This window comes from Planococcus antarcticus DSM 14505 (assembly GCF_001687565.2).
GTDB classification, from domain to species: Bacteria; Bacillota; Bacilli; order Bacillales_A; family Planococcaceae; genus Planococcus; species Planococcus antarcticus.
Window position 1 is genome coordinate 1,472,305 of the sequence record NZ_CP016534.2, and the last position, 12,711, is coordinate 1,485,015.

General features: G+C 44.0%; 12 protein-coding genes and 1 tRNA gene. All 13 read left to right on the top strand.

The annotated features are described in order from the left end of the window. The first annotated feature begins 375 nt into the window (after nt 1-375). The 13 genes from BBH88_RS07375 to clpX all read left to right on the top strand — a co-directional run bounded on the left by BBH88_RS07375 (nt 376) and on the right by clpX (nt 12,509). Complete coding sequence (locus BBH88_RS07375) at nt 376-990, top strand: succinate dehydrogenase cytochrome b558 subunit (protein WP_006830975.1); 615 nt, start codon at nt 376-378, stop codon at nt 988-990. Between the two features lie 45 nt (nt 991-1,035). Further along, nucleotides 1,036-2,784, top strand: coding sequence for a succinate dehydrogenase flavoprotein subunit (sdhA, locus tag BBH88_RS07380; protein WP_006830974.1), 1,749 nt, complete (start codon nt 1,036-1,038; stop codon nt 2,782-2,784). Nucleotides 2,785-2,807: 23 nt separating this feature from the next. Then, nucleotides 2,808-3,578, top strand: coding sequence for a succinate dehydrogenase iron-sulfur subunit (gene sdhB / locus BBH88_RS07385; protein ID WP_006830973.1), 771 nt, complete (start codon nt 2,808-2,810; stop codon nt 3,576-3,578). Between the two features lie 423 nt (nt 3,579-4,001). Continuing rightward, nucleotides 4,002-4,469, top strand: a complete 468-nt coding sequence (locus BBH88_RS07390) for an acyl-CoA thioesterase (RefSeq protein ID WP_065537394.1) — start codon at nt 4,002-4,004, stop codon at nt 4,467-4,469. Between the two features lie 74 nt (nt 4,470-4,543). Next, entirely contained in the window at nt 4,544-4,996 is a 453-nt protein-coding gene (locus BBH88_RS07395; RefSeq protein ID WP_006830971.1) for a MarR family winged helix-turn-helix transcriptional regulator, read from the top strand. 16 nt (nt 4,997-5,012) lie between these two features. Next, the gene (racE, locus tag BBH88_RS07400; RefSeq protein ID WP_065537393.1) at nt 5,013-5,816 is read left to right on the top strand and encodes a glutamate racemase; all 804 of its coding nucleotides are present in this window, start codon (nt 5,013-5,015) and stop codon (nt 5,814-5,816) included. Between the two features lie 78 nt (nt 5,817-5,894). Beyond that, the gene (gene rph, locus BBH88_RS07405) at nt 5,895-6,644 is read left to right on the top strand and encodes a ribonuclease PH (RefSeq protein ID WP_006830969.1); all 750 of its coding nucleotides are present in this window, start codon (nt 5,895-5,897) and stop codon (nt 6,642-6,644) included. Then, nucleotides 6,641-7,246, top strand: a complete 606-nt coding sequence (locus BBH88_RS07410) for an XTP/dITP diphosphatase (RefSeq protein ID WP_065537050.1) — start codon at nt 6,641-6,643, stop codon at nt 7,244-7,246. The genes rph and BBH88_RS07410 overlap by 4 nt, the downstream gene beginning before the upstream one ends. Before the next feature lie 143 nt (nt 7,247-7,389). Further along, nucleotides 7,390-7,463, top strand: a tRNA-Arg gene (locus BBH88_RS07415). 903 nt (nt 7,464-8,366) lie between these two features. Further along, a complete protein-coding gene (locus BBH88_RS07420) occupies nt 8,367-8,606 on the top strand; it encodes a hypothetical protein (protein WP_154669137.1) in 240 nt (79 codons plus the stop codon). 87 nt (nt 8,607-8,693) lie between these two features. After that, the gene (locus tag BBH88_RS07425) at nt 8,694-9,674 is read left to right on the top strand and encodes a tetratricopeptide repeat protein (protein WP_065537048.1); all 981 of its coding nucleotides are present in this window, start codon (nt 8,694-8,696) and stop codon (nt 9,672-9,674) included. A 102-nt stretch (nt 9,675-9,776) separates the two neighbouring features. After that, entirely contained in the window at nt 9,777-11,063 is a 1,287-nt protein-coding gene (gene tig, locus BBH88_RS07430) for a trigger factor (RefSeq protein WP_065537047.1), read from the top strand. 174 nt (nt 11,064-11,237) lie between these two features. After that, entirely contained in the window at nt 11,238-12,509 is a 1,272-nt protein-coding gene (clpX, locus tag BBH88_RS07435; RefSeq protein ID WP_006830964.1) for an ATP-dependent protease ATP-binding subunit ClpX, read from the top strand. Nucleotides 12,510-12,711 lie beyond the last annotated feature (202 nt).

Below are 12,711 nucleotides of genomic sequence, written 5' to 3' on the forward strand. Positions count from 1 at the left end.
TTAAAATGACGGTTCGTGAAAATATTCACAAAACGTTCAAATTCTCAATGGCAATATTACAATAATACATGCGGCAGTAGAATAGGACAGTTTAGACATAAAAAGCGATTCTCAATTAGAGAATCGCTTTTTAGTAAGATTCTATTAAAACGGTTACATTCCAATGTGTTTTGCTAGTGATAGGGCGTCCCGTACCCTCTAAATGCTTGGTAACTATCTGTTTAAAAGAGTTTCGTTGCCTTGACGCTCCAAGAGGGTGGGAGTACAATAAATATGTCATATTATTGTATCATGATGGTGTGCGGCTTCAGTTGCTTTTGCAATATATTGCCTGCTCTGGACGCTGCCAATTAATGTTTTGAGGGGGGTAAAATTTTGAATAACAATCGTGAATTTTTAATGCGTAGGCTGCACTCATTGTTGGGAATTATTCCTATTGGCATATTCTTAACACAGCACTTAATCGTCAACCATTTTGCTACACAAGGAGAAGAGGCATTTAATACTGCATCTCACTTTTTAGCGAATCTTCCATTCGTTATTTTCCTGGAGATATTTGTCATTTACTTGCCGATTATGTACCACGCGTTCTATGGCCTATACATAGCGTTTACTTCGAAGAACAATCCTGGGCATTATAGCTATATGCGCAATATGTTGTTTGTTGCACAGCGCTATACGGGAGTCTTCCTGGTAGTCTTCATCGCTTGGCACATCTTTGAAACAAGATTCCAGGTCGCAATCGGAGCAGCTGCTGAAGCTGATTTCAACATGATGGCAAATATCCTGGATAATCCTTGGATGATGGCATTCTACATCGTTGGTGTTCTAGCAGCAACTTTCCACTTTGCAAATGGACTTTGGTCTTTCCTTGTTACTTGGGGAATTACACAATCCGCGACAGCACAGCGATATACAACTTATTTCACACTTCTAGTATTTATTGTATTATCGATTATTGGTATCAGAGCATTGTTTGCATTCGTTTGAGAATGACTCAATTATTGGTGAACTAAAAGAGGAGTGAATACTAACATGGCAAAGGGCAAAATTTCTATCGTCGGTGGCGGCCTTGCCGGCTTAATGGCATCAATTAAAGTTGCAGAGGCAGGCGCTCCGGTCGATTTATTCTCAATCGTTCCCGTTAAACGGTCCCACTCAGTATGTGCACAAGGTGGGATCAATGGTGCGGTTAATACAAAGGGTGAAGGGGATTCTCCGGACATCCACTTTGACGACACGGTTTACGGTGGCGACTTTCTAGCGAATCAGCGCCCTGTAAAAGCAATGGCGGATGCAGCACCAGGAATTATCCGTATGTTCGATCGTATGGGCGTTATGTTTAACCGTACGCCGGAAGGTCTTCTAGATTTCCGTCGTTTTGGTGGAACAATGTACCATAGAACAGCATTTGCTGGAGCTACAACTGGGCAGCAATTATTATATGCATTGGATGAGCAAGTCCGCCGCTACGAAGTAAGCGGACTGATTACAAAATACGAAGGTTGGGAATTCCTTGGTCTTGTTCTTGACGAGCAGGGCGTAAGCAAAGGAATTACAGCTCAAAATATGACGACAATGGAAATTAAATCGTTCCGTGCAGATGCTGTTATCATGGCAACCGGCGGACCAGGGATTATTTTCGGGAAATCGACGAACTCTGTTATTAATACAGGGTCAGCGGCTTCTATCGTCTATCAGCAAGGCGCATACTACGCGAACGGCGAATTTATCCAAATTCACCCGACAGCGATTCCAGGAGACGATAAACTGCGCTTAATGTCAGAGTCGGCTCGTGGAGAAGGCGGACGCATTTGGACGTATAAAGACGGCAAGCCTTGGTATTTCCTTGAAGAAAAGTATCCGGCTTACGGAAACCTGGTTCCACGTGATATTGCAACGCGTGAAATCTTTGATGTCTGCGTTAACCAGAAGCTCGGTATTAACGGCGAGAACATGGTCTACCTTGATCTTTCACATAAAGATCCTAAGGAACTTGACATCAAACTCGGTGGAATCATCGAGATCTATGAGAAATTCACAGGTGATGATCCCCGTAAAGTACCAATGAAAATCTTCCCTGCTGTCCATTACTCAATGGGTGGACTATGGGTTGATGATCATCAAATGACAAGCATTCCTGGCGTTTTGGCTGCGGGTGAATGTGATTATTCTCAGCACGGTGGTAATCGTCTGGGTGCAAACTCATTGTTGTCAGCAATTTACGGCGGAATGGTCGCAGGACCTAACGCTCTTGAATACGTAAACGGTCTTGATGTACTAGCGGAAGATCTTCCTTCAGCGATTTACGAACAGCATGAAGCAAAAGAACAGCGCATTTGGGAAGAGATTTTGGCATTGGACGGCACAGAAAACGCTTATGTTCTCCATAAGGAATTGGGCGAATGGATGACGGACAATGTTACAGTGGTACGCTATAACGATCGTTTAGAGAAGACGGATAAAAAAATACAAGAACTTCTTGAACGTTTCAACCATATCAGCATCACCGATACGCAGCTTTGGAGCAACCAAGGCGCAATGTTTACACGTCAATTGCGAAATATGCTACATTTAGCACGAGCAATCACGATCGGGGCACTCAACCGGAACGAAAGTCGCGGAGCGCATTACAAACCGGATTTCCCGGAACGTAATGACGAGGAATACCTGAAAACGACGATGGCGAAATTCAATGGCTTTGATGCACCTATCTTCCATTATGAAGAAGTCGACACATCGCTGATTCCACCGCGTAAACGTGATTATTCTGCAAAAGCATAATCATAGAAGGGAGCTAATTTACCATGGGTGAAGCAGCAAAAACGGTTATATTTGAAATCGAACGCAGAAACTCTACGGATGAAGATTCGTATTGGGAAAAGTTCGAGTTGCCATATGTTATGAACATGAATGTCATTTCGGCATTGATGGAAATTCGACGTAACCCTGTCAACATTGAAGGGAAAAAAACCACTCCTGTAAACTGGGACATGAACTGTCTAGAAGAGGTTTGTGGCGCATGCTCAATGGTTATCAACGGCAAAGCGCGTCAATCGTGTACAGCTTTGGTCGATCAATTAGAACAGCCAATCCGTCTTCAGCCGATGAAGACATTCCCTGTTGTCCGTGACCTTGTCATTGACCGCAGCCGGATGTTTGACTCGTTGAAGAAAGTTAAAGCATGGGTGCCAATCGATGGTACACATGATCTTGGAGATGGACCACGTATGCCTGAGCGCAAGCGCCAATGGGCTTACGAACTATCTAAATGCATGACTTGCGGCGTATGTCTTGAAGCATGCCCGAACGTTAACGATAAATCCGATTTCATCGGACCTGCAGCACTTTCACAAGTTCGTTTGATGAACGCTCATCCAACGGGCGCTATGAACCGCGATGCACGTTTGAACGCAATCATGGATGAAGGTGGATTAGCAGGTTGCGGGAACTCTCAAAACTGTGTTGAATCTTGTCCAAAAGGAATTCCTTTGACAACTTCGATCGCAGCATTGAACCGCGATACAACTGTTCAAATGTTCCGTAACTTCTTCGGAAGCGACAGAATGGTTGACTAGTATTTACAAAAAACCCCGTTGCGGCGGGGTTTTTAATTTGTCCAATTTTGAAAATGCCTGCTCTTCTGCATCTTTTTTGGTATACTAATACAATGAAATAGACAAGTAGAGTTTGACTGAAGTAAGTGGTACTAAAGAAGGGATTGCTCCAGGCAGACGCTTTCCGTGGGCTTGCGCTCTTTCTTTTAAATTGTCATGCTGTTAGAAAGCAAATCAAATAAGCGGGGAAAATGCAGAAACCCGATGACCTGTTACTTTTTTTAGAGTCGTCGTCCTCGAGGGCCAGGTAAAGCTAGAAGACAGTTGTATTTTTTCTATCTCCTTGACGATGAACTTGCGCAAGAGCAATGGTCTTTGCTCTATCCAAAGCGACGCGAAAAGAAAAAGTATCCACCTTATCAAATCAATTTATCGGAGGTTACCATGAAAGCAAATTACATTGAAAATTTTGAGGAGTGGAAGCAGGAATTTTTCTTTTCTGCCCCAGTTCAAGTCCGTTTTTCTGAAACCGATATGTTTGGTCATGTCAATAATACGGTACCGATTGCTTATTTTGAATTTGCACGAATTGAGTTTATGAAAGAGATGGGACTGATGCAGCGCTGGCTAGAAGATGGCAGTGAGCTGTTTCCGGTTGTAGCCGATATGCAGGTAGATTTTGTCCAGCAAGTCTTTTTTGATGAAAAACTGGACGTTCACGTCAAAATTTCACGGGTCGGCACTTCTTCCGTCGATGTCCATTACTGGACGGTCAACGAAAAAGCAGAAACCTGTTTTACCGGCAGAGGGGCAATTGTCCAGATTTCAAAACAGACTGGAAAAGGCTATCCTTGGACAGAGCAAGATATCGAAATGCTACGCTCAGAGCAATTGGCAACTGCAAAAAAATAAGTGAGTTCTTGCTATATCAATAAAAAACCTTCACTATAGAAATAAGATAGGTTTTCAAGGAGTGGTAACTAGTAATGAATGATGACAAGCAAAGCATCAGCCATGAGTTAGAACGCATCGCCTTTATGGAGAAGGAACTGCGTTATATTTCCGGAATCATCAAGCAAAAGGGACGGGAAATTTTAAATTCCTACACGATTACACCTCCTCAATTCGTCGCGTTGCAATGGTTGTTTGAACATGGAGACATGACAATCGGCGATTTGTCGAACAAAATGTATCTGGCGTTCAGCACCACAACCGATTTGGTTGACCGCATGGAGAAAAACGAGTTGGTGGTCCGCATCCGCGAAGAGCAGGATCGTCGTGTCGTGCGGATTAAATTGTTGAAAGAAGGCGAACGGGTCATTGAAGAAGTTATCCAGAAGCGTCAGGAATATTTAAAGACCGTACTAGCGGATTTTACCAAAGACGAAGCAGAGCAGTTTGGAGCTTTGCTTGAGAAGTTGCACACAAACATGAAATAGGATAGAGGCGATGACGTTGAATGCGCCAATCGGAGTAATTGATTCGGGAGTCGGTGGACTTACCGTCGCAAAAGAAATCATGAAACTATTGCCGAATGAGCAGATTTACTATATCGGTGATAACGCCAGATGCCCTTATGGCCCGCGTCCGCTTTCGGAAGTTCGGACTTATACATGGCAAATGGCTAAAGCACTGATGAAAAAAAACATAAAAATGCTGGTCATCGCCTGCAATACCGCAACAGCAGCTGCGCTGTATTCTTTGCAGAAAAAGCTGCCGATTCCTGTGATCGGAGTTATTTTCCCAGGGGCACGGGCCGCGATCAAATCTTCAACAACGAAAAAAATCGCCGTTTTGGGAACGTTTGGAACGGTTCAAAGCGGTGCCTACGAAAAAGCAATTTTGTCGCTTGTTTCTTCTGCACATGTCGTGCAGTTGGCATGCCCACGTTTTGTCCCTTTAGTAGAGAGTGATGAATACGAGGGAGAGTTTGCTCATCGGATCGTCCAGGATACATTAGCATCAATTGCTTACGAAGGGTTTGATACGGCGATTTTGGGCTGCACGCATTACCCTTTGCTGCAGGGATTTATCGAAGAAGTTCTTGGCGACACGGTGAACGTACTGTCATCGGCAGAAGAAACGGCTAAAGACGTCAAGCGTTATCTGAGCTATAAAAAGCAGTTCGCTGAATCGAGCCAGCCGCCGGTGCATCATTTCTATACGTCGGGGTCCACGCAGATTTTCGGCTCTATCGTTCGCAAATGGCTCGAGATTGATGAACCGATTATCCACTCTATTCGATTCCATAAAACCTGATGGCTTATAGCTGTCAGGTTTTTGTCGTTAGCAGCGAAATATGGTAAGCTATTTTAGCATATACAAGGAGGATTTTTTATGACACGCATAGATAATAGACAAACCGATGAACTACGTCCAGTAACTGTGGACGTCGATTACTTGATTCATCCGGAAGGCTCGGTATTGATCACAGTCGGACAGACAAAAGTGATCTGCACCGCCACCATTGAAGACAGAGTCCCAGGATTTCTGCGGGGACAGGGCAAAGGTTGGATCACTGCAGAATACTCGATGCTTCCGCGTGCTACTAACAGCCGGAACCGACGTGAGGCTTCAGCCGGAAAAATCGGCGGGCGCACAATGGAAATCCAGCGACTGATCGGCCGCGCCTTGCGTGCTGTGGTTGACCTAGAGAAGTTGGGTGAGCGTACGCTATGGATCGATTGCGATGTTATCCAGGCAGATGGTGGAACGCGTACTGCATCGATCACAGGCGCATTTATTGCCATGACAATGGCCATTGGTAAATTAGAGTTGCCTGCATTTCCAGTAACGGATTTTCTTGCTGCAACCAGTGTCGGTGTAACCGCTGAAAACGGCTCGATTCTTGATTTGAATTATGTAGAGGATTCGAGTGCAGAAGTGGACATGAACCTTGTTATGACCGGCGCAGGACATTTTGTGGAGCTGCAGGGCACTGGGGAAGAATCAACCTTCACGCGCGCTCAGCTCAATGAATTGATGGACCTTGGAGAAGCTGGAATCAGCCAACTGGTTGCTATGCAACGGGACGCATTAGGCGAACTGTCTGCACGTGTCGGTGAAAAGGTGCCAGCAGAACGATGAAAAAAATAGTAATTGCAACTCAAAACAAAGGCAAGGCCAAAGATTTTGAAACGATGTTAGCGCCTCTTGGCTATAAAGTACTGACGCTACTTGACGTAGCACAGGACATGGATGTGGAAGAAACAGGCGTGACGTTTGAAGAGAACGCCATCCTGAAAGCCGAAGCGGTATCAAAAGCGCTCGGCATTCCGGTAATTTCAGACGACAGTGGATTGGAAATTGATGCATTGAACGGCGAACCGGGTGTCTACTCAGCGCGCTATGCAGGTGCTGCTAAGAGCGATAGCGCGAATATCGATAAAGTGCTTGAAAAATTGAATAGCGTGCCGGACAGCGAGCGTACAGCCCGTTTTAGATGCGTATTGGCGATCTCAGCTCCTGGACAGCAAACTGAAACCTTTTCGGGTTCATGCGAAGGCGCCATTCTCCACGAGCGCCGGGGTGATAACGGTTTTGGCTACGATCCAATCTTCTACGTGCCTGCACAGGAAAAAGCGATGGCCGAACTTGAACCGCATGAAAAAGCATCAATTTCCCATCGCGGCAATGCTTTGCGTAAGCTCAGCGAAAGCATGCCGGCATGGCTAAATGAAGAAAAATAAAACCCAACAATTAATTTTATTGTTTTTTTAAAATAGCATTGACTTTTCTATAAATCATTTCTATAATTAAAATTGTCTTTCAAAAGAAAAGCGAAGTTGCCCGCGTCAGCAGGTGCCACTGTCTGGACTCTAAGAAAGCTTTGGTCTCAGTAGCTCAGCTGGATAGAGCAACGCCCTTCTAAGGCGTCGGTCGGGGGTTCGAATCCCTCCTGGGACATTATAGGAATGTACATAATTCAAAAAGAAACCTCTCCGCCGTTCATTGAACGGCGGAGAGGTTTCTTTGCGTTTATATAAGTTGAACGAATGATTCCGGGCTGTTAATGTTCTGCCAATCAGCTGCTAAGAGCTTGCGCCGAACGAACTCGGGCTGTCCGAGTGGATTCTTACGCTACTCTCATAGGAGTCTCCGCTGGTTTGCTCCGTATCCGGATGATTAGTTACTCAAGGATGCTCAGAAGAAAGAGTGTAAGACGGCGAAGGGCGAAGATGTGCTCCTGCATCGCTGCGCTAGCTTCGTCGCAAAGCCATTGCCCGAACTCCCTTCGTTCAATGACTTTGCTGCTGGAGCAGTGAAGCGACATCCAAGAGACCCCGCAGGAGCTTGCGATGAGGAGGCTGGGGTGACGTCCTTGGCAACTGGCACCGCGACGTCCTGTCGCGCCAGTTGCATGACCCACATCCTTTGGGCCTAAAGCGTCCGTCTGGAGCGATTTCTTCGTTTCCCTACCTCATTGAGTTGAAAAAGCTGTTTCTTTAATTCAACTTATATAAATACAATATTTTCTATCTCAACCATCTATAAAAGTTTCAGCTATATACAGATTTTTGAGAACAACTTATAGTTTCTACATTGAGGCTCTCACTTCGATTAATTCGCGCGTCCATTGGCTAGACGGAGCAATGAAACAGGCGCAATTCACCGGTTCCTCGCAGGAGTCATGCCCAAAGTGGTCAGAGCGAAACGAAAAAACTAATCATCTGATCCCACGATCTACTACCTTTTAACTCAACTTCAACCCGACACGATTCAAAGAACACTGAAACCATAATCCGTTCAATACGTACTATATAACTAAGGAGGCGTTTCTATGCCGACATGTGAATGCTGCGTAACCCAATGGACCTGGAAAGAATCAATAAAGGCGTCGTGGAAATTCAGCGGATCGATGCGATGTCCGCATTACGGAAGCGCATGACGCTCATCAACTGGCTGGTTTTATTGCCGTTGCCGTTTACCGCAATCTATAATGTGCCCTTGGTTTATTCGATAAGTCTGATACTGGTGCTCTTTGCCGTCGGCTTGTCTTTAATCCCAAAAATGATGGAGCTGAGCAACGAACAGAAACCCTTATGGTAAGTTTAGGTCGCTCAGTCTGCCATAAGGTTTTTATTTTCGGCTAAAAGGGAATATGATATGATGATGAAACACAAAAGAGGTGGTAGGATGCGAAAGAAATACCGGGATTTGAAACGCATGGGGAATGTCATCGTCTTTCCGACGACAGTAGACCGCTTGCTTTCAGAAGGAATGACTTTTTTAAAAGAAGAGAAAAACGATGAGGCACGCGACAGCTTGTACCAGGTGCTGACTTACGAACCAGAACACGCTGCTGCTTTGGGTGGCTATACTTATTGTTTATATGAACTAGGGGAGTTTGAAGAAGCCCTGGAAGTATGCCGAGAACTATTGAAGATCGGTCCGATCCATTACTTGGAGACGATGGAGCTATACATAAGTATTTTAATGCAGGTCCGCGAATTTGAAGAAGCGGAAAAGATGATTGAGCTTTTAATAGAGGAAAAAGTCTTGCCTGAAGAGCGGCTTGAACAGTTCCAGCAATTGCGTGATTTGAACGAACGGATTGCAGCAAACGTCTCGACCGAGAAAGTCGATGCATCAATGTATGTGATCGATACATTCCTGGCGCTGCACCCTTCTGAGCAGGAGCAATTGATTTTAGATTTGCCGACAACTTCTTACCAGGCTCTCAAAAAAAAGTTGCTGGCGATCATTGAGCACAAAGAAGCTGATTTGTTGACGAAGACATACATATTATTCATGCTGCATCAGGAAAAGATCGAAGCAGAAGTAAATGTCCAGAAATTCAATTACAAAGGGACATTCAATATTAGTGAACTGCCAGACCCGGTAAACAACAGTCGGATTCAAAAGATCATGGCAATTATGGAAGAAGACTTGGCGAAAGATCCGACACGTCTTGAATTGGTGAAAGAACTGTTCGAACGCCATATCTACTTATTATATCCGTTCGTCTGGGATGATTATGATGAAATAGAAGTGGCCCAAGCGTACATGGATTATACGGAGGGCCTGTTCACCGGACTTTCCTCTTTCAATGAAGATGAAAAGCTGTTGGAGCTGATTCAGCAGGCAGAACTATGGTTTGAAATGCGGAATGGGTAGAAATAGTTGAACCTGTCGGCATGTGTGCTATACTATTGTAGTTGTCAAAAATCGTAGAAAACGTAAAATGACTTTTTAGAAAATGTTTGGAGGGCTTATAATATGTCAGCAAAATGGGAAAAAGAAGAAGGTAACACAGGGATTCTTACAATTGAAGTGCCTGCAGAAGAAGTAAACGCTGGTCTTGATAAAGCGTTTAAAAAAGTGGTAAAAGAAATTAACGTGCCAGGTTTCCGTAAAGGGAAAATGCCTCGTCAAATGTTCGAAAAACGTTTTGGCGTTGAATCACTTTATCAGGACGCATTGGATTTCATCTTGCCTGATGCCTACGCGAATGCAGTTGAAGAAGCAGGGATCAACCCAGTTGACCGCCCTGAAATCGACATCGAAACAATCGAAAAAAACCAGCCGCTCGTGTTTACAGCTAAAGTTATTGTAAAACCGATTGCTGAGCTTGGTGAATACAAAGGTCTTGAAGCATCAAAACCTGATACTGAAGTAACTGACGAAGATATTGAAAACCAGTTGAAAGAAAACCAAGAGCGTTTGGCTGAGTTGACTGTTAAAGAAGACGAAGCAATCGTTGAAGGCGATACAGCAGTTATCGATTTCGAAGGATTTGTAGATGGAGAAGCTTTTGAAGGCGGACAAGGAAACGAATATTCCCTTGAAATCGGTTCAAACTCATTTATCCCAGGCTTTGAAGAGCAGTTGGTAGGCGTAAAAACTGGAGAAGAAAAAGAAGTTGAAGTCACTTTCCCAGAAGAATACCACGCTGCTGAACTTGCAGGAAAAGCTGCAACATTTAAAGTGAAAGTAAGCGAAGTTAAAGGCAAGGAACTTCCAGAGTTGAACGATGAGTTGGCTAAAGAAATCGATCCTGAAGTTGAAAGCTTAGACGCACTTCGTACAAAGATGAAAGATAGCTTAGTTGCTGAGAAAAAATCAGCTGCTGACGCGAAACTTCGCGATGAGTTGGTTCAAAAAGCTGCTGAAAACGCAAAAATCGATATTCCTAGTGCAATGATCGATTCAGAAATGGACCGTATGATGAGTGATTTCGAACAGCGTTTGACTCAACAAGGCATGAACCTTGAATTGTACTTCCAATTTTCAGGACAAGACGAAGCTGCACTTCGTGAGCAAATGCGCGGTGATGCTGAAACACGCGTACGCGTTTCATTGACACTCGAAGCAATTGCTGAAGCTGAAAATATGAAAGTTACTTCAGAAGACATCGACAAAGAGCTTGAAAAAATGGCTGGTCAATTCAGCATGGACATCGAGCAGATCAAAACAGCTCTAGGTGGCACTGAAATGCTTGAAAATGATATCCGTATGCAAAACACAGTTGAGTTTCTAGTGGACAACGCTAAAATCTCTGAATAACACATAGGCAAGACATAAGTTATAGGCGAAACAAGGTGCGGAGACGCACCTTGTTTTCCGCTACATAGAACACCGAATTCGTAAGGATGAATCCGAGAAATTGACGGTGAATCCAATTAGTTGCTACAATTACGATAATCTTGTAAGATAATGGCTTGAATAGGGGTGAATACATTGTTCAAATTCAATGACGAGAAAGAGCATTTAAAATGTTCATTTTGTGGCAAACCACAAGAGCAAGTTCGTAAACTGGTCGCAGGACCAGGTGTGTATATTTGTGACGAATGTATTGAGCTTTGTACGGAAATCGTAGAAGAAGAGCTTGGTACAGATGAAGCAGTAGAATTCAAAGAAGTGCCTAAGCCAAAAGAAATCTTAGACATTCTAAATGGTTACGTTATCGGCCAGGAAAAAGCGAAAAAATCATTGGCTGTAGCAGTTTATAATCACTACAAACGCGTTAATTCAAACAGCAAAATTGATGATGTTGAGCTATCGAAATCCAATATCGTTTTGATTGGACCAACAGGAAGCGGGAAAACTCTGCTCGCACAAACTTTGGCTCGTATTCTGAATGTGCCGTTTGCCATTGCAGACGCAACTTCATTGACGGAAGCTGGTTATGTCGGTGAAGACGTAGAAAACATCTTGTTGAAGTTAATCCAAGCTGCAGATTATGATGTTGACCGTGCAGAAAAAGGCATCATCTATATCGACGAAATCGATAAAGTAGCACGCAAATCCGAAAATGCATCGATTACACGTGATGTATCTGGTGAAGGCGTTCAGCAGGCCCTTTTGAAAATTTTGGAAGGTACAACTGCAAGCGTACCCCCACAAGGCGGACGCAAGCACCCTCATCAGGAATTTATCCAAATCGATACGACGAATGTATTGTTCATCGTAGGTGGCGCTTTTGACGGAGTGGATCAAATCATCAAACGCCGTCTTGGCAATAAAATCATTGGTTTCGGTGCAGATCCGAACAAAGAAGAGTTGGACGAAAAGTCATTGCTCAGCCAATTGATTCCTGAAGATCTATTGAAATTTGGTTTGATTCCTGAATTTATCGGTCGTTTGCCTGTATTGGCAAGCCTTGAACAATTGGATGAAAAAGCGTTGGTTGAAATTTTAACTGAGCCTAAAAATGCATTGATCAAGCAATACCAAAAAATGATGGAACTTGATGGCGTCAAATTGACATTTGAGCCTGAAGCACTTGTTGAAATTGCGAAATTAGCAATTGAACGCAAAACCGGCGCGCGTGGATTACGCTCAATTATCGAGAACACAATGCTTGAAGTAATGTTCGACTTGCCTTCACGTGAAGATATTGTTGAATGCATCATTACAAAAGAAACTGTTGCCGATAGCGTACAGCCTAAACTAATGCTGGAAGATGGTTCAGAGTACGTTAAAGACAAAAATGAGAAAACATCCGCATAATGAGTGGAACTTCACCCGGCGGAAAATTCTCGCAGGGTGATAGTTGAACCAATCAAAAAGGATGATACGGGCTGACTCTGATCGTGCGCATCCGCACGTTCTGAGTTAGCCTGTTTTTTATTAGAAAAGCGAAAGCGACCGGTAGCTCCGACAGGCATAAGACGATCTGGCGAAGCGGCGTTTTTTTCGCAAAATCGGGCTG

Coding starts and splice junctions, on each gene's coding strand:
- BBH88_RS07390 (WP_065537394.1), top strand. CDS start 4,002: ATGAAAGCAAATTACATTGAAAATTTTGAGGAGTGGAAGCAGGAATTT.
- BBH88_RS07410 (WP_065537050.1), top strand. CDS start 6,641: ATGAAAAAAATAGTAATTGCAACTCAAAACAAAGGCAAGGCCAAAGAT.
- tig (WP_065537047.1), top strand. CDS start 9,777: ATGTCAGCAAAATGGGAAAAAGAAGAAGGTAACACAGGGATTCTTACA.
- BBH88_RS07395 (WP_006830971.1), top strand. CDS start 4,544: ATGAATGATGACAAGCAAAGCATCAGCCATGAGTTAGAACGCATCGCC.
- BBH88_RS07425 (WP_065537048.1), top strand. CDS start 8,694: ATGCGAAAGAAATACCGGGATTTGAAACGCATGGGGAATGTCATCGTC.
- sdhB (WP_006830973.1), top strand. CDS start 2,808: ATGGGTGAAGCAGCAAAAACGGTTATATTTGAAATCGAACGCAGAAAC.
- rph (WP_006830969.1), top strand. CDS start 5,895: ATGACACGCATAGATAATAGACAAACCGATGAACTACGTCCAGTAACT.
- sdhA (WP_006830974.1), top strand. CDS start 1,036: ATGGCAAAGGGCAAAATTTCTATCGTCGGTGGCGGCCTTGCCGGCTTA.
- BBH88_RS07420 (WP_154669137.1), top strand. CDS start 8,367: ATGGACCTGGAAAGAATCAATAAAGGCGTCGTGGAAATTCAGCGGATC.